We start from the raw sequence: 22,323 nt of genomic DNA, 5'->3' as shown, positions 1-22,323 counted from the left end.
CACAAAGCACAAAATGCTGCTTAAGGAAGGGTTGCTATGGGAGTTCCAAAAGAAGGAGAGTTTGTGACGATCCAAAGTTACAAGCACGACGGCAAATTGCATCGAACGTGGCGAGATACCATGGTATTAAAAACAAGCGAACACTCTATGATCGGCGTGAATGATCACACATTAGTCACTGAATCTGATGGACGCCGATGGGTAACGCGCGAACCAGCGATTGTTTATTTTCATAAAAAATACTGGTTCAATGTAATAGCAATGATCAGAGAAAAGGGGGTTTCCTATTATTGTAATCTAGCTTCACCTTTTTTGCTGGACGATGAGGCCTTGAAATATATCGACTATGACTTGGATATCAAGGTATTTCCTGACGGCGAGAAACGACTATTGGATGTCGATGAATATGAGATGCACAGCAAAATGATGAATTATCCTAACGATATTGACTTCATCCTAAAAGAAAATGTGAAGATTCTGGTTGACTGGATCAATAATGGAGATGGCCCGTTCTCGGAAGGCTATATTGATATTTGGTATAACCGTTACAAGCAATTGTCGCGTAAGTAAACACAAAAAAGAACAGTAAGCCAGTGAGAGATTTTTCTCAAAAGCTTGCTGTTTTTTGCTTTTTTCGAAATAAATTTTTATAAAGTCTTTTTCATATAAATATGAGGCATGCCAGCATCTTCAAAAGGATCGCCGTAAGCTGTATATCCTAGTTTTTCGTAAAAAGTTTCAGCTGTGGACTGTGCCCCTAATAAAATCGTATTATAGCCTTGATTCTTAGCAAAGTTTTCTGCTTCTTCAATCAGTATTTTTCCTAACCCTTGGTGTCTGTATTCAGAAAGAATCGCCATCCGCTGTAATTTCATTTTTCCGTTTTCTAAAGGCAAAAGACGTACAGTTCCTTGCGGTTCTTTTTTATCTGAGTACAGGACGAAGTGGATACAATGGGCTTCATCTTTGTCTATTTCTCGAGACAAAGGCACACCCTGTTCGACTACAAAAACTTGATGCCTGATCCGTACAGCATCTAAGTAAATATTGCTCATTGTATCTTTTGTTTGTACAACTTTCATGGTCTAGCCACCTTCCTTTCGTATAGTATACTGGAAAATAAAACAAATAAAAAGTATGGCAAGTTTTCAAAAATAAAAAAAGAATAAAAGAATTTTTAACGAATATAATATATACTAGTAAGAAAGAAAGGAGGAAATCTATTGTTTGAAAAACTTAGACAGTCTAAACTAATGTTTTGGTCGCTTGAATTATTAATCATAGCTGCATTGATCATGATTTCATCAGAAATAAACTTTATTTTCGAACCGATCGGGACATTTTTTTCCACGTTATTTGCACCTGTACTGATTGCAGGCTTTCTTTACTATTTATTGAATCCTATTGTCAAGCTGTTGATGAAAGCAAAAATCAAAAGAATATGGGCTGTCGCAATTGTGCTGCTCCTTTTAGTTGCAGCAATTATTTGGATTTTACTTAGTGTCATCCCAAGTCTAGTACAGCAAATTTCCTCATTGGCATCTAATATGCCTGATTTCATCAAACAGGTAGAAAGCTGGTTGAAAGAGGTAGCCGAATTGCCTTTGTTCAAGGAAGTAGATATTAATAAATATTTTGAGCAATTAGACATTTCTTACGGGACAATCATTCAGCAATTCCTTAGTGGAGTATCCAATAGTTTAGGTTCGATCGTTGGAACGATCGCTTCGGCAACCGTAGTAATCATTACAGCACCATTCATCTTGTTCTATATGTTGAAAGACGGAGAAAAACTAGTGCCAAACATCCAACAGTTTTTCCCAGAAAAAAGAAGAAACCAAATTGTGGAGTTATTGGGGCAACTGAATAAAACATTGGCTAATTACATTAGCGGACAAGCGATCGAATGTTTATTCGTTGGTACCTTCACATTTTTAGGATATATGGTAATTGGTGTGGATTATGCTTTCTTATTTGGGGTCATTGCGGGATTGACAAACCTAATCCCATATTTAGGACCTTATCTAGGACTAGCACCTGCATTTCTAGTAACAGTCTTCAATGATCCGGTAAAAGCATTACTTTGTTGTGTGGTTGTGCTAATCGTCCAACAGTTGGATGGGAATATCATTTATCCTAATGTAATTGGGAAATCACTGAAAATCCATCCATTAACGATCATTATCGTTCTTCTAGTAGCTGGAAATATTGCCGGATTGCTTGGTATCTTCTTAGGTGTTCCTTTTTACGCAATCTGCAAGACGATCATTTCCTATATAATCAAAATCGTCAAAGAAGACAAGCAAAATGAAAACAAGAAGAAAATTGCTACGACCTCGTAGGTAGTTTTAGTACACTTGTTTTTATTGCAAAGAAAATTGCTTTGTGATACCATTTTAACGTGGCTATAGTGCCACGTTTTTTTCTATCGTAAACTAAAAATTAATTTTATAAGGAGAGAATGCGATTATGAATGCTGACCCTGAGAGTCAGTCGCTGTTAGCGCAGATTTTATTATTGATCGTTTTGACATTGATCAATGCTTTTTTAGCAGCTTCCGAAATTGCTGTTGTTTCGATCAATAAGAATCGAATCGAGCAAAAAGCTGATGAAGGAGATGTGAAATCTCAAAAGCTTTTAAAAATATTGCAGAATCCAAATAATTTCCTATCGACAATCCAAGTAGGAATCACTTTGGTCAACATTTTGTCTGGTGCTTCACTAGCTAATACTTTATCGGAACGGTTAGCTCCGGTATTAGGTGGCGGCACAGCGGCAAAAAATATTGCAAATATCATTGTGCTGGCTATTTTGACCTATGTATCGATTGTTTTTGGAGAATTGTACCCTAAACGTATTGCTTTAAATAAATCAGAAGAAGTCGCAAAGTTCACTTCAGGGCTGATACGCTTGATTGGTGTAGTAGCTAAGCCCTTCGTCTGGCTGCTTTCTGCTTCCACAAGTTTATTGGCGCGTATCACGCCGATGACTTTTGATGATGAAGATTCAAAAATGACCAGAGATGAAATGCGTTATATGCTTGAAAACGAAGGCGTATTGAATAATGAAGAATTAGAAATGCTCCAAGGGGTTTTTTCTCTTGATACGAAAGTTGCCCGAGAAGTCATGGTCCCACGAACGGATGCATTTATGATTGATATCAACGACACTGTGGAAGAAAATGTGAATAAAGTTTTATCCGAAAACTATTCAAGAATCCCTGTTTATAACGAAGACAAAGATAAAGTAGTCGGAATCCTTCATACAAAGAATTTACTAAAAGCTGCCCATAAATTCGGCTTTGATAATTTAGATATCAAGAAAATCATGCAGGAGCCTTTATTCGTTCCTGAAACGGTCTTTATTGATGATCTGTTATATGAAATGAAAAAGACGCAGAATCAGATGGCTATTTTATTAGATGAATATGGCGGCGTCGTTGGGTTAGCAACACTAGAAGACCTTTTAGAAGAAATCGTCGGAGAAATCGATGATGAATCAGATGAAGTTGAGAATCTTTATGAAAAAATCGATGAACACGAATATATCATCCAAGGACGTATGCTGATTGATGAGTTCAATGAAGCTTTTGACAGCGATCTGCATATGAGTGATGTAGATACGATGGCTGGTTATTTGATTACAGCATTAGGCATGATTCCGGATGAAGGCGAAAAGTTATCGTTTGATGTCGATAATATTACGCTGGTTTCTGAAGAAATGGAAGGTTCTCGAATCCTTAAAATCCGTGTCATTTTTCATGATCCGGAAGAAACAGAAGCGGAACCTGAAGAAGAACGAAGATACTTCAGAAAAGAATTCGAAGATGACGAGCCAAGAAGATAATTGGAAACTTGGTTATGAAAGACGTGTTGCTTGAATAAACAAGCAACACGTCTTTTCTTTTAGTCAGCTGACAAAAAAATATTTGACTCTTATGGTTTGGTGGCTTTTTCATTCGCTGAATCCATGCTATACTGATTCAGTTGTAGTAGTTGACAAAGGTTGTGAAAAAGCTATCCTGCATTAAGTAATAAGAGCAGCCAAGCAAAAACAGCTTCTCGTGTTTTTGGCTTGGGTGGGCTTATTGCTGATAGGCTGTCTCTAGAACGCCGTTTACTCGGAAAAAGAGACTGCTACACGGCTTTTGTCACAGCCCTATATGAAATTGTCTTTCTTTAAGAGATCGGACAATCTGTGCCTAGAGAAAATATAAATAATTGAATGGAAGAAATGGAGTTAGGTTATGAATAATCCAGAATTAAAGCAACAAGTGGACAATCGCAGAACTTTTGCGATCATTTCCCATCCGGATGCTGGGAAAACAACGATTACAGAACAATTACTATTGTTTGGTGGGGCTATCCGTCAAGCCGGGACCGTAAAAGGCAAAAAAACAGGTAATTTTGCCAAATCAGACTGGATGGAAATCGAGAAACAACGTGGGATTTCTGTTACTAGTTCTGTTATGCAGTTTGATTATCAAGGGAAACGAGTAAATATCTTGGATACACCAGGACATGAAGATTTTTCTGAAGATACTTATCGTACTTTGATGGCCGTGGATAGTGCGGTTATGGTAATCGATAGTGCAAAAGGGATCGAAGCACAGACAAAGAAATTATTCCAAGTTGTAAAAAAACGTGGCATCCCGATATTTACTTTTATCAACAAACTAGATCGTGATGGTCGTGAACCATTGGAATTGTTAGAAGAATTAGAAGAGCTATTAGATATCGAATCTTATCCGATGAATTGGCCAATCGGTATGGGTAAAGGGCTAGAAGGTCTTTATGATATCTACCATAATCGTGTAGAGTTTTATCGTCCGGAAAATTATCAGGATGAACGATTAGTAGAATTGGATGAAGATGGACTGCTTCCCGAAAATCATCCTCTAACTGAAAATTCCTTATATGAACAAGTCTTAGAAGAAGTAGAACTAATCAAAGAGGCTGGAGATGCATTTAATCAAGAAAAAATTGCTCGTGGCGATCAGACACCAGTATTTTTTGGTTCTGCATTGACTAACTTCGGTGTACAGACTTTTTTAGAGACTTTCGTTGAATTGGCACCAGCTCCTTATGGACACAAAACACAAGATGATCAGATGGTAAGTCCTTATGAGGAAGAATTTTCAGGTTTCGTATTCAAGATCCAAGCAAATATGAATCCAGCCCATCGTGACCGAATCGCTTTTGTCCGAATCTGTTCTGGAACATTCGAACGAGGAATGGATGTCTGTTTGGAACGTACAAATAAAAAACTGAAATTAAGCAATGTCACACAATTTATGGCAGATTCGAGAGAAAACGTCGAAAAAGCAGTAGCAGGCGATATCATCGGTGTATATGATACAGGTAATTATCAGATTGGGGATACATTGTTCGAAGGAAAACTAAAAGTTGCTTATGAAGAACTCCCTTCATTTACTCCAGAGCTATTTATGAAAGTGACTGCAAAAAATGTCATGAAGCAAAAATCCTTCCACAAAGGAATCTATCAATTAGTTCAAGAAGGAGCGATTCAGCTTTATAAAACATATCTAACGGAAGAATATATCATTGGAGCTGTTGGTCAGCTACAATTCGAAGTATTCCAATATCGTATGTTAAATGAGTATAACGCCGAAGTAATCATGTCTCCAATGGGACACAAAATCGCTCGCTGGATCGATCCAGAAGATTTGGATGAGAAGATGAGTTCAAGCCGCAATATCTTGGCTCGTGACCGTTTCGACCAACCATTGTTCTTATTCGAGAACCAATTTGCAGAACGCTGGTTTGCGGATAAATATCCTAATGTAAAATTAAAAAGTTTGATGTAAAGAAGTCTTGACAAGCTGCCCTGCATCAAGTAATAAGAATAGCCAAACAAAAACAGCTTCTCATATTTTGTTTAGAGCCGTGACGGCTCTTTTTACTATTTAAAATCATAGAAATGTCTAATCAAAAAAATATAAAAATTATTTTGCGTACATATGATTAAAGAAAGGAGAGTGTGACACATGGAAACAGAATGGCAAAGACGTGAAAGAAAAAAACAGAAAAAAGAAGAGATGTTACAATTATGTCAATTATTAGATGTAAAAGACTGGGACAAAAACGAGCAGATTGCACAAAAAGTACGATCAATCATCCATAAAGAGGAAAAAGTTAAAAATAAAGACACGCGTAGAACTGAAAATGAAAAGAGAAAAGTACAAAAGAAAAGAGAAAAATCAAAAAGCTAGAAAGAAAAAGAGGCTGGGACAGAAGCGTTTAACTCCAAGAAATAAGAAGAAATTCACGAAAATTGCTTTTCAAATTTTTGTGAATTTCAGCTTATTTCCGAAGGAGTTGCTTCTGCTTCCGCCGTTTATACGTGTTTAGAGCGTGAGACAAAAGTGTTCTTTACTTTTGTCCCACGCTCTTTAATTATTATGTTCAAAATTTGTTTACACGGCTAATGTAGCGCCTAATTCATGTTTTGGAATCGAGATCTCAACAAGGCCTGCCAATTCGATTACTTTGATTTCATCCTCGTGGTAAACGGCGTCTTTGATTTTATCTAAGAAATAATTTTTAGCATCTTCGATTTCTTTCGGCTGGATTTTACGTTTGTCATTGATCAGCAGAATTTCATTATGTTCAGGGGCTTCAGTGTAGACAATAGTGGTATTTCCGGCTGTGTAGACCTTGACTAGATGGGCATCAGTGTTTTCAAGCTGGTTTAATACAAGACGGGAATGGCTGTTTGTTACATTTACCAATTTCATGGCGCTCACCTCTTTTATGTATTTTTAATTGCTTGTTTCTCTTATTATAATTTCTTTTTTATAAAATGAACAGTATTTTGACTTTTCTGAAAAAAGAATGAGACGGCATTTCTCAAAGAAATACCGTCTCACGCTATAAAACTGGATTTATTCAGCCGTTTCTTCGGCTGATTCTTTTGCCAAACGTTCTGGTTTAGAAGTAACGATGATTTTTCCATCTTTATCCAGTTTTGCTTTCAACTCATGGATAGAAGGGTGATCAAGATAAAATTCAGCGATACCATCTTCGATTTGTTCTTGGATCGTGCGTCGAAGAGGACGAGCACCCATAGATGGATCATAGCCTAAGTCAACTAATTTTTCTTTGACATTCGTAGGAACTTCGATGTGAAGTTGCTGTGCTGCCAGCATTTGGTTGACATCGTCTAGCATTAGTGTGACGATTGTCATCAAGTTTTCTTTTGATAATGCACTGAATTCGATGATCCCGTCAAAACGGTTCAGAAATTCTGGTGTAAAGTAGTTGTTTAATTGGTTCAATACAGAACGAGTAACACCTTCGCGTGCCGCACCAAAACCAACGTTTGCTTCTACTTTACCAGTTCCGGCATTACTTGTCATAATGATGATCGTATCTTTAAAGCTGACCGTTCTTCCTTGTGCATCTGTCAATCGACCATCATCTAAGATTTGCAAGAACATATGCAAAACATCTGGATGAGCTTTTTCTACTTCATCTAACAAGACAAGACTGTAAGGATTTCTCCGTACTTTTTCTGTTAATTGACCAGCTTCTTCGTATCCGACATAACCTGGAGGAGAACCAATCAATTTAGAGACACTATGTTTTTCCATATATTCAGACATATCGAAACGAATCATTGAATCTTGTGAACCGAATAGTTCGTAGGCAAGTTGTTTCGCAAGCTCTGTTTTACCTACACCAGTTGGACCAACAAATAAGAAGGAGCCGATTGGACGATTCTGTTTGTTTAATCCAACACGGTTTCGGCGAATCGCTTTCGCTACTCGATCTACAGCGTTATCTTGTCCGATGACATGAGCTTTCAAGTCATCTGCTAAGTTTTTCAGTTGTGTCTGTTCTTTTTCTTTTAATTCACCCACTGGAATACCTGTCCGTTGTTCAACGATTTTTTCCATATCTTTTTCGGTAATCACAGGTGTTTCCTCTTCAGTGAGCTGACGTTCTTTCATTTTTTGAAGTTTATTGATCTGATCGCGATAATAAGCTGCTTTTTCGAAATCTTCTTCTCGAGAAGCTAAAACTTTTTGTTCTTCTGCTTCTTGCAGTTTTTTCTCGATTGTTTTAGGATCAACGATTTGGATCGTCAAGTTTTTCTTAGAACCTGTTTCATCTAGCAAATCGATGGCTTTATCCGGCAAGAAGCGATCTTGGACATAACGATTGGATAAAGTTGCGGCTGCTTCGATGGCCTCATCAGTATATTTTACATGATGATAGTCTTCATAACGTTTTTGCAAACCTTTCAAAATACTAATCGTTTCTTCGACAGTTGGTTCATCTACCCGTACAGGTTGCATACGACGTTCTAAAGCAGCGTCTTTTTCGATGATGCGGTACTCGTTTAAGGTAGTAGCACCAACCATTTGCAATTCTCCTCGAGCTAAAGCTGGTTTTAAAATATTACCAGCATCCATATTTCCATCACCAGCAGAACCAGCACCGACGATTTCGTGAACTTCATCTATGAATAGGATCACATTTTCTGCTTGACGGATCTCTTCAATCAATTTTTGCATACGTTCTTCAAATTGTCCTCGTATACCAGTACCTTGGACTAAAGATACGACATCTAAACGAATGACTTCTTTGTCCATTAATTTTTGCGGTACATCACCATCTACGATTTTTTGTGCTAAACCTTCAACAACTGCTGTTTTACCAACACCTGGTTCTCCAATCAAGACAGGATTGTTCTTGGTTCGGCGATTTAAAATTTCAATGACTCGTTTGATTTCGTCATCGCGTCCGATCACAGGATCGATATCACCTTGTCGTGCTTGTTCTGTGATATTGATTCCATATTCTCCCAATAAACCTTCTGTATTGCCTTGAGGTGGCTGACCACCATTGAAGTTGTTGTTTCCGCCAAATTGTGTTGGTGGTGTTTGCTCATAATTTCCTTGCTGTTGCATTTGGCGAGACATGGAACGGAAAAGATCGTCCAAACTGCCAAATCCAAATGGATCGTTTTGGGCCATATTAGTCAGACCTCCATTTTGTTGATTTTTGATTTTTTGATAACAGCTCTGACAATAATCAAGTTGTGTCCGCTGACCATTGACAGTGGCATACAAGTGAATCGTTGCCTCATTCTTGCCGCAGTTTTGACAAAGCATGAATCATTCACGTCCTTTCACAAAAATGGGTACATCCATATTTTACATCTCGTTTTTCATGAGGTAAAAGAATAACCCCTAGTTTTTTAAGAGATTTATGAGGTAGAAAAGGTGAAATTTATATTGACCATTCCTGACCTTTGACTCTTATTATACTAAAAATAAAAAAGGAAGCAAGTAATTCGTTTCATATGAAAACAAAGAGGGTCAAAGGAAAGAATGATAAACGTCAGGAGAAGAAAAAGCGACAAGAAAAAGAAAATAAACATGTTTGTTATAAAATGTGAAGAAAAGGATGAAAAAGAATCCGGAATAATTTGAATACTTTTATCTGAAATTGAATGAAAACTGTTGTATCTAACGAAAAAAAATGTTAATCTTTACAGATGAAAGGGTGGCATTTGTTAGGATTCTCTGAATTACTAAAAAAGAAAACCCTCACATAAAAACAACACTCACTTAAAGGAGACCGATTAATATGGAAAAGAAAGAATTTCACGTAGTAGCAGAAACTGGGATCCACGCTCGTCCAGCTACACTATTAGTACAAACAGCAAGCAAATTTAACTCTGATGTAAACTTAGAGTATAAAGGTAAATCAGTAAACTTGAAATCAATCATGGGCGTTATGTCTTTAGGTGTAGGTCAAGGTTCTGATGTTACTATTACTGCAGAAGGTGCTGACGAAGCTGATGCAATGGCAGCAATCGTTGAAACAATGAAGAAAGAAGGCTTATCTGAATAATGGTTGAAATGCTAAAAGGGATTGCCGCTAGTGACGGTGTAGCCGTTGCAAAAGCTTACCTGCTAGTTCAACCGGATTTAACATTCAGTAAGGCAACAGTAGAAGATACTGCGGCTGAAGAAGCTCGTTTGGATGCTGCATTAGCTAAATCTACTGAAGAATTGCAGCAAATTCGTGAAAAAGCAGCGCAAAGCTTAGGTGAAGCAGAAGCGCAAGTATTTGATGCCCATTTGATGGTTCTTTCAGATCCAGAAATGGTAGGTCAAATCAAGCAAAATATTAAAGACAACAGCGTAAATGCTGAATCAGCGCTAAAAGAAGTAACGGATATGTATATCGGTATGTTCGAAGCAATGGAAGATAATGCTTATATGCAAGAGCGTGCTGCAGACATTCGTGACGTTGCTAAACGTATTTTAGCGCACTTATTAGGCGTTACTTTACCAAATCCATCAATGATCGACGAAGAAGTGGTCGTTGTTGCACATGACTTGACTCCAAGTGATACAGCACAATTAGATCGCAATTTTGTAAAAGCGTTTGTAACAGACATTGGTGGACGTACTTCACATTCTGCTATCATGGCACGTTCTTTAGAAATTCCAGCAATCGTTGGGACAAAAGAAATTACTGCTAAAGTCAAAGAAGGCGATATTTTGGCTGTCAACGGGATCGAAGGCGATGTAATCATCGATCCTACAGATGAACAAAAAGCTGAATTTGAAAAAGCAGGTGCAGATTACGCAGCACAAAAAGCAGAATGGGAAAAATTAAAAAATGCAGAAACTGTCACAGCTGACGGCAAGCATTTTGAATTAGCTGCAAACATCGGAACACCAAAAGATCTAGTTGGTGTCCATAATAATGGTGGAGAAGCAGTTGGTCTGTACCGTACTGAATTCCTGTATATGGATTCTCCAGACTTCCCAACAGAAGATGACCAATATGAAGCTTATAAAGCTGTATTAGAAGGTATGGAAGGAAAACCTGTAGTTGTTCGTACAATGGACATCGGTGGAGATAAAGAACTACCATATCTGCAATTACCTCATGAAATGAATCCATTCTTAGGATATCGTGCATTGCGTATCAGTTTATCTGAACAAGGCGATGAAATGTTCCGTACACAAATGCGTGCATTGCTTCGTGCATCTGTTCATGGTAACTTACGTATCATGTTCCCTATGGTAGCTACACTCAAAGAATTCCGCGCAGCAAAAGCGATCTTTGAAGAAGAAAAACAAAAATTGATCAGTGAAGGCAAGGAAGTATCTGATACGATCCAAGTCGGCATCATGATCGAGATTCCAGCAGCAGCAGTCTTAGCAGACAAGTTTGCAAAAGAAGTAGATTTCTTCTCTGTAGGTACAAACGATTTGATTCAATACACAATGGCAGCAGACCGTATGAACGAACGCGTTTCTTACTTGTACCAACCATATAACCCATCAATTTTACGTTTGATCAAAAATGTAATTGATGCAGCACACGCTGAAGGAAAATGGGCAGGTATGTGTGGAGAAATGGCTGGAGATCAAACAGCTGTTCCATTGCTAGTAGGTATGGGTCTAGATGAGTTCTCAATGAGTGCGACATCTATTCTTAAAACGCGTAGTTTAATGAAACGCTTGGACACAGCGAAAATGGCTGAACTTGCTGATCGTGCATTGAAAGAATGCGATACGATGGAAGAAGTCGTTGAACTTGTTCATGAATATGTAAAATAAACAACGTATCAAAAGCTGGTGTGGCTTGTAAAAGAGCTACGCCAGTTTTTTTGTTCTTTTTTAAGAAAACGTTTTCGTCAGTAAGAATAGACAAAAATAGGGCTTAAGTTTGAGTGACAGTTTGTAGGCTATGTTATACTATATAAGTGAAGGGGGACGTAAGGTGAAGGTATTATTATATTTTGAAAGTGAAAAGATGCTTGCAAAATCTGGAATCGGGCGTGCGCTTGATCATCAAAAACGTGCTCTGACGGAAGTCGGTATCTCTTATACACTAGATGAAAAAGAAGATTATGACATCCTGCACATCAATACATACGGAATCAATAGTCATAACATGGTCAATAAAGCCAGAAGAGAAGGAAAAAAAGTTGTCTATCATGCGCATTCTACAGAGGAAGATTTCCGAAATTCCTTTATCGGATCGAACCAGCTTTCTCCTATCGTAAAAAAATATCTGGTAGGATTGTACCAAAAAGCGGACTATCTGATCACGCCAACACCTTATTCAAAACAGTTGTTGGAAAGCTATGGTATCCGTGTGCCGATTCAAGCTATTTCCAATGGGATCGACTTAGAGAAATATCGCCCTGATCCAATGAAAGAACAAAAGTTCAGAGAATATTTCAAACTGTCTCCGGATCAAAAAGTAATCATTTGTGTCGGTTTGTTTTTCGAACGTAAAGGAATCATTGATTTCGTAGAAATTGCTAAGAAGATGCCCGAATACACATTTATTTGGTTTGGCCATGTTCCCATGTACTCGATTCCTCGGAACATCCGGAAAATTGTAAAAGAAGATCATCCTGAAAATGTCCTGTTTCCTGGATACATTCGTGGAGAGATCATAGAAGGTGCGTATTCAGGTGCAGACCTATTCTTTTTCCCTTCTTATGAAGAGACAGAAGGGATCGTTGTTTTAGAAGCTTTAGCAAGCAAACAAAACGTACTTGTTCGAGATATTCCAGTGTATAATGGCTGGTTAGAAGATAGCAAGAACTGCTATATGGGGAAGACAAACGAAGCGTTTATCCAACTGATTCAACAGATTACCAATGAAGAGCTACCGAGTTTGACACAAGCCGGTTATCAAACAGCAAAAGAACGAAGTATCAATAAAATCGGTGAAGAACTTAAAAACGTATATGAAAGTGTGCTGAATGAAAAAGTCTCTAGCAAATTAAAAAAAGTACATCAGACAAAGGACTAGTTTGGAGGCGAAAAACATGAAAATCGGCTTTTTTACCGATACCTACTTTCCGCAAGTCAGCGGAGTGGCTACATCGATCAAAACATTAAAACAAGAATTAGAAAAACATGGGCATGAAGTCTATATCTTTACGACAACCGATCCTAATGCGGACAAGTTGGAAAAAGATGTGATTCGAATGCCAAGTGTACCGTTTATTTCTTTCAAGGATCGAAGAGTTGTTGTTAGAGGCATGTGGTATGCTTATTTGGTTGCCAAAGAACTAGAATTAGATCTGATCCATACCCATACAGAATTCGGAGCAGGAATACTCGGGAAGATGGTAGCTAAGAAGTTGAAAATACCCCTGATCCATACTTACCATACGATGTATGAAGATTACCTTCATTATATCGGTAAAGGAAAAGTGATCAGGCAATCCCATGTAAAATACTTATCCAGATTATTTGCTAATCATACGACAGGTGTAGTCTGTCCAAGTGAACGTGTTATTGATACATTACGTAGCTATGGTGTAGTAGCACCACTTCGTGTGATTCCTACTGGTATCGACATTGAGAAGTTCAAACGTTCTGATATCACTCAGGAGGATATCAACAAGTTAAGGGAGTCATTAGGACTTCAGGAAAATCATCTGATGATTCTTTCTTTAAGCAGGATTTCTTATGAGAAAAATATCCAAGCATTGGTTAATGGATTTCCTCAGGTTATCTCGGCTTACCCTAATGCCAGATTAGTTATTGTAGGAAAAGGTCCTTATGTAGAAGAGTTAGAGGAATTGATTTCCGAACTGCAGTTAGAAGAATTTGTGCAGTTTACAGGAGAAGTGGATAACAATGATGTAGCCCTTTATTATAAAGCGGCAGATTATTTTGTCAGTGCTTCTACTTCAGAGACACAGGGGCTTACTTATACCGAAGCGATGGCAGCCGGCACGCCTTGTGTCGTAGAAGGAAATGCTTATTTGAACCGATTGTTCGATCATCCTTCATTAGGGAAAACTTTTGAAACCGACGAAGACTTTGCACCCGCACTTATTGATTATATTTCCAGTGAAGTCCCTAGAAATCCAAAGGTTTTAGAAGCCAAACTTTATGACATTTCGTCTACTCATTTCGGCGAAGCAATGATCGAATTTTATCAAGATATGGTTGTTTACCATGAAGAAGAGATGCGAAGAAAAGAAGAAGAAGCTTCGATTGAACGAATCAAAATCAAATTAAATTCATTTAAAAGATAAAATTCAAACATTTTTTATAAAAAAATCCTTGTTTCTAGCGTATACTAGCATAGAAGCAAGGATTTTTGATTTTTAGGAGGTCGAAAGAATGAAACTAGGTTTTATCGGAACAGGCGTTATGGGAAGTGCTGTTGTACGCCATCTACTAGAAGCAGGTCACGAAGTCGCTGTTTATAATCGGACAAAAGCAAAAGCTGATCCTTTAGTAACAGAAGGAGCTGTCTGGGCGGATACACCAAAGGCTGTAGCAGAACAAAGTAATATTCTGTTTACAATGGTAGGTTATCCTAAAGATGTAGAAGAAATCTACTATGGAGAATCGGGGATTTTTTCTGCAGATGTCTCAGGACGTATTTTAGTTGATTTGACTACAAGTACACCAACTCTGGCAGAAAAAATTGCAAAAACAGCAAAAGAAAAAGGTGCAGATGCATTAGATGCACCGGTGTCAGGCGGTGACTTAGGAGCAAAGAATGGCACACTGACGATCATGGTGGGCGGAGAAGAATCGGTCTATGATCAAGTACTTCCTTTATTCAAGGAATTTGGTACGACATTTACATTGTATGGCTCTGCTGGGAAAGGTCAGCATACGAAAATGGCCAATCAAATCATGATTGCAGGCACGATGACAGGAATGACGGAAATGCTTGTCTATGCACAAAAAAACGGTCTCGCTTTAGAGAAAGTGATTGAGACACTTTCAGGCGGAAGTGCAGCTAACTGGTCTTTAAGTAATTATTCCCCACGTATCTTGAAAGAAGATTACACGCCTGGTTTTTTTGTCAAACATTTTATCAAAGATTTAAAGATTGCATTAGAAGAAGCAGAAAAAATGAACCTTGTCTTGCCAGCAACCATCCAAGCGTTGAAACTATACGAAGAGTTGGCAGATAAAGGTTTTGAGAATGACGGAACTCAAGCGTTGATCAAACTTTGGTGGCCTGAAGGGAAAATACCAGAAAAAAAATCATAAAAAACGAGTTTTTTTAGAGAAAATCAATGCAAGTAGGCTATGCTTTTGATACAATATAACAGAAATAAGAAAAGGAGGACCTCCGATGACACATTCACAATTAGTCGCAATCATAAAACGACTGGAGGCTATGGTCGAGTCAGCAGATAATGAACTGCAAGTTCGCCGTTTTGAAAAAGAAGGCGTAGAAAAGTGTACAGTAACTTATGATAAAGCGACCGATACATTTGAATTAACTGAAACAGATACTCATCAGCAATACGAATTCGATAATATCGATATCGTAGCGATGGAAATCTATGATTTAATCCAATAAATTTTAGGATAATTGACATTTGAAGTTGAAGATGGCTAAAAGAAGCCGAGAAGCAGCTAATTTAGTTGCTTTTCAGCTTCTTTTTTATTTAATTGCTCCATTTCAATCTGTTCCTTTTCTAATTTTTTGCGGTAACTAATCAAAATTTGTACAGGATCGATTTCTTCTTTTGATAATTGGCGTTTCAAAGATAAATGAGCTTCTTTTTTTTCATAATAAAAGTCAGGTGGATTGTTCCCAGAAGTAATCATTGTTTCTGCAAGCTGTCCGTAACAAATAAGGTAGTGCTTTTTCTGACTATCGTCCGCTGCCAGTGGCATGCTGAATGTGAGGGATGGTGTTCTTAAAAACTGCTTTTGTTCTTGGATCCGTCTGATGAAATAAGTAACTAATTCGATATCTTTTTGAAGCATGCCAGCTTTTTCGAAATTCAGCTGATAGATGAAATGTTGTTGTCTCTTTTTCAAGTAAGTCAGTAGCTTTTTATTGCGACCCTGAAACAATCCTTGGATCTCCTTCTTTTTCTGTTCAAAAGTCATTTCCTGTAAGTCAGGAAGCTGGACTCGCAAAGCTAATAAGCTGATTTCAGACAACCAAGGCATTTGATACGTTTCTTCCATTATACGCAAAATAGACGGCATTTTTTTATAGAGACGAAAAGGCCCGTATGTTCGAGCCGTAGGAGTATCTGTTAATACAAATCCCTTATTGGAAATATGTACATAATTGTAGTTACTGAAATAATTCATTTGTCGGTTATAAAAAGGACGGTAATGTTGGATCAGTTGACACTCAAGCAACAAAGCATCTAATTCTGTATCTACTACGACAAAATCAAAATCTGTTATATGATGAATCATACGTAATACTTTTTTTGAATGCTGCTTATTCTGATGAAAATAGCTGCTTACTCTATTTTTGAGCCGTTTTGCTTTACCAACATAGATGACCATCCCTTCTTGGTTTTTCATAAGATAGACACCCGGCAGCATGGGGAGATTTTTTATTTTTTCTTTTAACATAGGGTCTCCTTTCACGCTTTGAATAAAAAGACTATAACAAATTTTAAAATAATGGACAAGTTTTAGGTAATTGGAACATTCTATCAACAAGAAATACTTTGATAATCAAAATATGTCGGTGCAATAGTTTTTCTAATAAAATAAATAAAAAATGCTGATTTATCAGTTTTTTCAAATGAGTAAAATCTTAAAATAAACTCATATAACAAAAAAATGAACTTTTACGGTTGCATTTTGAAAAAAGTTAAGATATAGTTTGAACATCAAAAGATTTGATAATCAAACTAATTAGTGGACGGTGGAACATGGAACCAGATTTAAAAACAGTAAATGATTATCTTGTTAGTGTCTTCAATGATATTTTGACAATCGAAGAATCTGAGTTGAAAAAATCTCAATTCAAAGATCTGTCAATCACAGAGATGCACACGATCGAGGCAATCGGGATGTACAAGAAAAAAACAACTTCAGAAGTAGCCAAAGAACTATCAATTACTGTTGGGACCTTGACCACTGCTATTAACAAGTTAGTAAAAAAAGGCTATGTCGAACGTATCCGCAGTGAAGATGACCGTCGTGTTGTAAAGTTGGGACTAACGAAAAAAGGAAAGTTACTGTTTCGGGTCCATCAGCATTTTCATCGTGAAATGGTCAAGAACATCTTAGAAGGAATGGCTACGGAAGAACAGCATGCCTTGCTGGATGCACTGAAAAACTTGCATGACTTCTTGCAAGACTATAAGTGAGGATATTTAATGGAACAATTTGGAATGATTACTGCAACAGCCAGCGTCCTTCCTGAAAAGATCATTACGAATAATGATCTTTCCAAGATGATGGATACCTCGGATGAATGGATTTCATCAAGGACGGGTATTCGTGAACGAAGATGTGTAACAAATCAGGAGACATCTGATTTATGCCTCTTAGTGGCGGAAAAAATGATGCAACAAAAAAATCTGAACCCTAAAGATTTGGATTTTATCTTAGTAGCAACAATGTCGCCCGATTACTCGACACCATCTGTAGCAGCACAAGTGCAAGGAAAATTGGGAGCAGCTAATGCTATTGCTTTCGATATCAGCGCGGCATGCTCAGGATTTGTTTATGCGTTAAGCATGGCTGAAAAAATGATCCGCTGCGGCTCAACTAAAGGATTGGTAATTGGTGGTGAAACACTGTCTAAGCTAATCGATTGGTCTGATCGCACGACTGCTGTATTATTTGGTGATGGAGCAGGCGGGGTTCTCTTAGAAGCAAACCCACAAAAAAAATTGCTGAAAGAAAAATTAGCAACTGATGGTACCAGAAGTACCTCACTGACTGCTGGCTACCAGCAAAATAAAAACCCGTTCTATTCAGAAGATTCAGAAGGTTCGTATTATTTGCGAATGACCGGCAGAGATATTTTTGATTTCGCTGTTCGAGATGTTGCAAACAATATCCAAGAAGTCATGAAAGACACGCCAGTTGATTATCTGCTTTTGCATCAGGCAAATCTCAGGATCATTGAGAAAATCGCCCGAAAAGTAAAGATGCCGCAAGAAAAATTCCTGACCAATATGGATAAGTACGGGAATACCTCTGCTGCAAGTATCCCTATTTTATTGGATGAAGCAGTTTCTAGCGGAAAGATCACCTTGGGAAAACAACAGAAAGTAATATTTACAGGCTATGGCGGAGGTTTAACGTGGGGAAGTATTCTCATGGGGCTGTAAACTGTTAAATTATAAAAATAAAAAAGCAAACAATATCGGAGGAATATATTATTATGGTATTCGAAAAAATTCAAGAAATCATTGCAGAAGAATTAGGAAAAGAAACTGAAGAAATCAAATTGACTACTGACATCCAAGAAGACTTAGAAGCTGACAGCTTGGATTTATTCCAAATCATCAATGAAATTGAAGATGAATTTGATGTAAAAATCGAAACAGAAGACGGAATCAAAACGGTTCAAGATTTAGTGACTTACGTAGAAAAACAAACTGCATAATCATTAAAATTAGGTTGGGGGCTGGGACATTTCCTGAAATAGGGATGTCTCGGCCTTTTTGAATAAGAAGAATCAAACATATATTCTGGATATATTGGAGAAAAACATGAAAACAGCATTCTTATTTAGTGGCCAAGGTGCACAATATCAAGGTATGGGAAAAGATTTATATGAAGAAGCCGTTGTAAAGCAGACATTTGATGAAGCAAGTGAGATTCTCGGCTACGATATGGCCGAACTCTGCTTTTCAGAAAATGAACGTTTGGATCAGACACAATATACACAGCCAGCTATTCTAACAGTCAGCATTGCGTATTATCGCTTATTGAAGGAGCATGGAATCATCCCAGATGCAGCTTTAGGACTGAGTTTAGGAGAATATTCGGCATTAGTAGCCAGTGATGCGTTATCCTTCACTGAAGCCGTTGCACTAGTAGCGAAGAGAGGCGTTTATATGACGGAAGCTGCCCCAGCTGGAAGCGGAAAAATGGTCGCAGTAATGAATGCGCCGATTGAGACGATTGAGGAAAGCTGTCATGAAGCAAGCAAGTACGGCATCGTGTCTCCTGCTAATTACAATACACCTCAGCAGATCGTGATTGGTGGCGAAGAAAAAGCCGTAGATGAAGCTGTTTTGCTCTTAAAAGAAAAAGGAATCAAAAGGATGATCCCACTAAATGTCAGTGGACCTTTCCATACAGCTATTTTAGCACCAGCATCAAAAAAACTGGCGAAGGATCTAAGTCATATTCAATTTTCTGACCCTTCTTTTCCAGTCATCAGCAACACAACAACGGAAATAATGAAGAAAGAGACGATTGCGGGACTACTCGAACAGCAAGTCATGCAACCCGTTCGTTTCTACGAGAGTATCCATAAATTAAAAACAATCGGTATCGAGCAAGTCATTGAAGTCGGTCCTGGAAAAGTATTAAGCGGATTTATGAAAAAAATTGATAAAACGATACCAGTTCTGCGTGTTGAAAATAAGCAGACATTTGATGAAACAATAGCAAAATTATAAGGAGGAAGGTTATGGATGTAAAAGGGAAAAATGTATTTATCACAGGTAGCACAAGAGGAATTGGCAAAGCGATGGCCTTAGCTTTTGCAAACGCTGGAGCAAATATTATTTTGAATGGGCGCGGAGAGATTCCAAAAGAAAAGATAGAAGAAATTGAAGCATTCGGTGTAAAATGCGTAGGAGTTTCCGGCGATATCTCTAATTATGAGAAAGTAGGACAAATGATCAAAGAAGCAGAAGAAAAGCTTGGATCGATCCATATCTTAGTAAACAATGCCGGAATCACAAATGACAAACTTGTGATGCGGATGGATGCAGAAGATTTCAAAAAATGTCTTGATATCAATTTGATCGGTACCTTCAATATGACGCAGCACGTTTTGAAAAAAATGATGAAGCAGCGAGAAGGGGCCATCATCAATCTCTCTAGCGTATCTGGATTGATTGGAAATATCGGACAAGCAAATTATGCAGCTAGCAAAGCTGGTGTCGTAGGATTGACAAAATCGGTTGCACGAGAAGCTGCGACTAGAGGTATCACATGCAACGCCATTGCACCAGGATTCATCACAACTGATATGACGGAAGTTTTAGCAGATAAAGTCAAAGAGCAAGCGGAAAAGCAAATTCCAATGCAACGTTTCGGACAAGTAGAAGATGTTGCACAAACAGCAGTTTTCTTAGCACAAAATCCATATATCACCGGCCAAGTCATCAATGTCGATGGCGGATTGGTCATGCACGGATAAGAAAAGGAGAGCAAATAAATGAATCGAGTGGTAATTACTGGCTATGGAGTCACTTCACCTATTGGAAATGACGCAGACAGCTTTTTGAATAGCTTGAAAGAAGGTACGAATGGCATCGCACCGATCACTAAATTTGATGCTTCAGAAACAGGGATCACCTTAGCGGGTGAAGTCAAAGATTTCCCTCACGATAAATATTTTATTAAAAAAGATAGCAAACGAATGGATATGTTTTCGATCTATGGGATCTACGCTGCTTTAGAAGCAATGGAGATAAGCGGTTTAGATAAAGAAAAAATGAATCAAGACCGGTTTGGTGTCATCATCGGATCAGGAATCGGTGGTCTTCCGACAATCGAAAATCAAGTTATCCGTCTGCATGAAAAAGGCGCAAAACGAGTTTCTCCAATGTTCGTGCCAATGGCGATTGCCAACATGGCAGCTGGAAATATTGCTTTACGAGTAGGCGCAAAAGGCATCTGTACAGCTATCGTAACAGCTTGTGCTAGCGGAACGAATTCAATCGGTGAAGCATTCCGTAACATCAAACATGGCTATTCAGATGTCATTCTTGCTGGAGGAACAGAAGCAACGATTTGTGAGATGGGGATTGCTGGATTTGCAGCTTTAACTGCACTTTCGGAATCAACTGATCCTAATCGTGGTTCGATCCCGTTTGATGAAAATCGAAATGGTTTTGTGATGGGTGAAGGAGCAGGTGTTCTAGTTCTTGAATCTTTAGAGCATGCACAGGCTCGCGGTGCCAAAATCTATGGAGAAATCGTTGGATACGGTGCAAATTGTGATGCTTACCATATGACAGCCCCTACTCCAGATGGTTCTGGTGCGTCTAAAGCAATGAAGCTTGCGATGGAAGAAGCTGGTATACAGCCGGAGCAAGTTGGATATATCAATGCGCACGGAACGAGTACGCCAGCTAATGACCAGGCAGAAGCAAAAGCAATCCAACTCGCACTAGGTGAAAATTTCAGAGATACTTATGTCAGCAGTACGAAATCAATGACTGGACATTTATTGGGAGCAGCCGGCGGGATCGAAGCATTAGCCACTCTGATGGCATTGGAACATCAATTTATCCCACCTACAATCAATGTAGAAAAACAAGATCCTGAGATTGATTTGACAGTTGTCAAAAACGAAAGCAAACCTGCAAGCTTTACTTATGCAATGAGCAATTCATTAGGGTTTGGCGGACATAATGCGGTTCTTTGTATGAAACGCTGGGAGGAATAATTTTGGATATCAATGAAATTAGAGAATTAGTTAGTCAATTTGATCAATCTTCGCTAACGGAATTTGACTTGCGTGAAGGTCAATTTGAATTGTACATGAATAAAAATAAAACAAGTCGAGGCATGAATATGGTTCAAACAAACGAAACGTTGCCAGTTTCGGAGCCAGTTAACGCCATGCCTGAAGAAGCAACAACTGTTCCAAAACCAACGAAGGAAAAAGAATCGGTAGTATTTGATGGAATCGAGGTTGTTTCGCCAATCGTGGGAATCGTTTATCTGCAACCGGCACCAGACAAACCAGTTTTCAAAAAAGTAGGTGATCAAGTTGCCAAAGGAGAAGTTATCTGCATTATTGAAGCGATGAAACTGATGAATGAGATAACTAGTGAGACCGACGGAGTAATCACAGAAATCCTTGTAGAGAACGAGTCAGTTGTTGAATATGGGCAGCCACTCTTTAGGATCCAGCCAAAATAAGCAAAGCAGGAAAGAGGGAAATAAATGAACATACAAGAAATCAAAGAAATTATTCCGCATCGTTATCCAATGCTTTTGATTGATCGAGTGGAAGAGATGGTTGAAGGAGAACGGATCATTGCTAAGAAAAATGTAACGATCAACGAGCCCTTTTTTCAAGGACATTTTCCAGAAGAACCTGTTATGCCAGGGGTACTGATTGTTGAAGCAATGGCGCAAGCAGGAGCAGTCGCATTACTTTCTCTTGAACAGTTCAAGGGTAAAACGGCTTACTTCGGCGGATTGGACAAAGCAAAATTCCGTAAGAAAGTTACACCGGGAGATACCTTATATCTTGAAGTTGAGATATTGAAAGTGAAAGCCTCAGCCGGAATAGGCAAAGGAATCGCTAAGGTTGACGGTAAAAAAGTAGCCGAAGCGGAATTAACCTTTATGATTGGATAGGT

Annotated in this window: 23 protein-coding genes; 19 read left to right on the top strand and 4 right to left on the bottom strand. The window is 38.3% G+C overall.

From position 1 onward, the window contains the following. Positions 1-36 precede the first annotated feature (36 nt). Positions 37-570 carry a DUF402 domain-containing protein gene (locus tag AB3I27_RS07845; RefSeq protein ID WP_002290817.1) on the top strand — a complete coding sequence of 178 codons (534 nt, stop codon included), beginning with the start codon at positions 37-39 and terminating at the stop codon, positions 568-570. Between the two features lie 77 nt (positions 571-647). On the opposite strand, the gene AB3I27_RS07840 is transcribed toward AB3I27_RS07845, so the two are convergent. Further along, positions 648-1,082: a GNAT family N-acetyltransferase gene (locus AB3I27_RS07840; protein ID WP_002290819.1), complete on the bottom strand. Its 435-nt coding sequence runs from the start codon at positions 1,080-1,082 to the stop codon at positions 648-650. A 171-nt stretch (positions 1,083-1,253) separates the two neighbouring features. Here AB3I27_RS07840 and AB3I27_RS07835 point away from each other — a divergent pair, with 171 nt between their 5' ends. The 4 genes from AB3I27_RS07835 (at position 1,254) to AB3I27_RS07820 (ending at position 6,232) form a co-directional block, all read left to right on the top strand. Then, positions 1,254-2,342 carry an AI-2E family transporter gene (locus AB3I27_RS07835; protein WP_002321492.1) on the top strand — a complete coding sequence of 363 codons (1,089 nt, stop codon included), beginning with the start codon at positions 1,254-1,256 and terminating at the stop codon, positions 2,340-2,342. Positions 2,343-2,469: 127 nt separating this feature from the next. Further along, positions 2,470-3,846: a hemolysin family protein gene (locus tag AB3I27_RS07830; protein ID WP_002290822.1), complete on the top strand. Its 1,377-nt coding sequence runs from the start codon at positions 2,470-2,472 to the stop codon at positions 3,844-3,846. A 400-nt stretch (positions 3,847-4,246) separates the two neighbouring features. Beyond that, positions 4,247-5,827, top strand: a complete 1,581-nt coding sequence (locus tag AB3I27_RS07825; protein WP_002290823.1) for a peptide chain release factor 3 — start codon at positions 4,247-4,249, stop codon at positions 5,825-5,827. A gap of 180 nt (positions 5,828-6,007) precedes the next feature. Beyond that, complete coding sequence (locus AB3I27_RS07820) at positions 6,008-6,232, top strand: hypothetical protein (protein WP_002290824.1); 225 nt, start codon at positions 6,008-6,010, stop codon at positions 6,230-6,232. Positions 6,233-6,436: 204 nt separating this feature from the next. On the opposite strand, the gene AB3I27_RS07815 is transcribed toward AB3I27_RS07820, so the two are convergent. Beyond that, entirely contained in the window at positions 6,437-6,757 is a 321-nt protein-coding gene (locus AB3I27_RS07815) for a DUF1827 family protein (RefSeq protein WP_002290825.1), read from the bottom strand. Positions 6,758-6,904: 147 nt separating this feature from the next. After that, complete coding sequence (locus AB3I27_RS07810; protein WP_002287598.1) at positions 6,905-9,139, bottom strand: ATP-dependent Clp protease ATP-binding subunit; 2,235 nt, start codon at positions 9,137-9,139, stop codon at positions 6,905-6,907. Between the two features lie 478 nt (positions 9,140-9,617). On the opposite strand from AB3I27_RS07810, the gene AB3I27_RS07805 reads away from it, so the two are divergent. From AB3I27_RS07805 to AB3I27_RS07780, 6 genes are all read left to right on the top strand, one after another. Beyond that, the gene (locus AB3I27_RS07805; protein ID WP_002287602.1) at positions 9,618-9,884 is read left to right on the top strand and encodes a phosphocarrier protein HPr; all 267 of its coding nucleotides are present in this window, start codon (positions 9,618-9,620) and stop codon (positions 9,882-9,884) included. After that, a complete protein-coding gene (gene ptsP / locus AB3I27_RS07800) occupies positions 9,884-11,611 on the top strand; it encodes a phosphoenolpyruvate--protein phosphotransferase (RefSeq protein ID WP_002290826.1) in 1,728 nt (575 codons plus the stop codon). Before AB3I27_RS07805 ends, ptsP begins: the two co-directional genes overlap by 1 nt. 163 nt (positions 11,612-11,774) lie before the next feature. Then, the gene (locus AB3I27_RS07795; RefSeq protein ID WP_002290828.1) at positions 11,775-12,821 is read left to right on the top strand and encodes a glycosyltransferase family 4 protein; all 1,047 of its coding nucleotides are present in this window, start codon (positions 11,775-11,777) and stop codon (positions 12,819-12,821) included. Positions 12,822-12,837: 16 nt separating this feature from the next. Next, positions 12,838-14,061, top strand: a complete 1,224-nt coding sequence (locus AB3I27_RS07790) for a glycosyltransferase family 4 protein (RefSeq protein WP_002290830.1) — start codon at positions 12,838-12,840, stop codon at positions 14,059-14,061. A gap of 88 nt (positions 14,062-14,149) precedes the next feature. Further along, complete coding sequence (locus AB3I27_RS07785) at positions 14,150-15,037, top strand: NAD(P)-dependent oxidoreductase (RefSeq protein WP_002290832.1); 888 nt, start codon at positions 14,150-14,152, stop codon at positions 15,035-15,037. An 85-nt stretch (positions 15,038-15,122) separates the two neighbouring features. Continuing rightward, positions 15,123-15,353 carry a YkuJ family protein gene (locus AB3I27_RS07780; RefSeq protein ID WP_002287607.1) on the top strand — a complete coding sequence of 77 codons (231 nt, stop codon included), beginning with the start codon at positions 15,123-15,125 and terminating at the stop codon, positions 15,351-15,353. Between the two features lie 56 nt (positions 15,354-15,409). On the opposite strand, the gene AB3I27_RS07775 is transcribed toward AB3I27_RS07780, so the two are convergent. Beyond that, positions 15,410-16,375, bottom strand: a complete 966-nt coding sequence (locus AB3I27_RS07775; RefSeq protein WP_002290834.1) for a GIY-YIG nuclease family protein — start codon at positions 16,373-16,375, stop codon at positions 15,410-15,412. A gap of 305 nt (positions 16,376-16,680) precedes the next feature. Here AB3I27_RS07775 and AB3I27_RS07770 point away from each other — a divergent pair, with 305 nt between their 5' ends. From AB3I27_RS07770 to fabZ, 8 genes are all read left to right on the top strand, one after another. Next, complete coding sequence (locus tag AB3I27_RS07770) at positions 16,681-17,121, top strand: MarR family winged helix-turn-helix transcriptional regulator (RefSeq protein ID WP_002310362.1); 441 nt, start codon at positions 16,681-16,683, stop codon at positions 17,119-17,121. Between the two features lie 9 nt (positions 17,122-17,130). Continuing rightward, positions 17,131-18,093: a beta-ketoacyl-ACP synthase III gene (locus tag AB3I27_RS07765; RefSeq protein WP_002290840.1), complete on the top strand. Its 963-nt coding sequence runs from the start codon at positions 17,131-17,133 to the stop codon at positions 18,091-18,093. 53 nt (positions 18,094-18,146) lie between these two features. Next, on the top strand, positions 18,147-18,371 hold the full coding sequence (locus tag AB3I27_RS07760) for an acyl carrier protein (protein WP_002287614.1): 225 nt from the start codon (positions 18,147-18,149) through the stop codon (positions 18,369-18,371). A gap of 106 nt (positions 18,372-18,477) precedes the next feature. Continuing rightward, a complete protein-coding gene (fabD, locus tag AB3I27_RS07755) occupies positions 18,478-19,395 on the top strand; it encodes an ACP S-malonyltransferase (RefSeq protein ID WP_002290841.1) in 918 nt (305 codons plus the stop codon). An 11-nt stretch (positions 19,396-19,406) separates the two neighbouring features. After that, positions 19,407-20,144, top strand: coding sequence for a 3-oxoacyl-[acyl-carrier-protein] reductase (gene fabG, locus AB3I27_RS07750; RefSeq protein WP_002290842.1), 738 nt, complete (start codon positions 19,407-19,409; stop codon positions 20,142-20,144). An 18-nt stretch (positions 20,145-20,162) separates the two neighbouring features. Continuing rightward, complete coding sequence (fabF, locus tag AB3I27_RS07745) at positions 20,163-21,398, top strand: beta-ketoacyl-ACP synthase II (RefSeq protein ID WP_222896843.1); 1,236 nt, start codon at positions 20,163-20,165, stop codon at positions 21,396-21,398. A 2-nt stretch (positions 21,399-21,400) separates the two neighbouring features. Continuing rightward, a complete protein-coding gene (gene accB / locus AB3I27_RS07740; RefSeq protein WP_002314180.1) occupies positions 21,401-21,877 on the top strand; it encodes an acetyl-CoA carboxylase biotin carboxyl carrier protein in 477 nt (158 codons plus the stop codon). A gap of 24 nt (positions 21,878-21,901) precedes the next feature. Beyond that, positions 21,902-22,321, top strand: coding sequence for a 3-hydroxyacyl-ACP dehydratase FabZ (fabZ, locus tag AB3I27_RS07735; protein WP_002310367.1), 420 nt, complete (start codon positions 21,902-21,904; stop codon positions 22,319-22,321). The last annotated feature ends 2 nt before the right edge of the window (positions 22,322-22,323 follow it).

This window comes from Enterococcus sp. C46 (genome assembly GCF_040887565.1).
Classification (GTDB): Bacteria; Bacillota; Bacilli; order Lactobacillales; family Enterococcaceae; genus Enterococcus_B; species Enterococcus_B lactis.
This window is presented reverse-complemented; position numbering and strand designations above follow the sequence as displayed.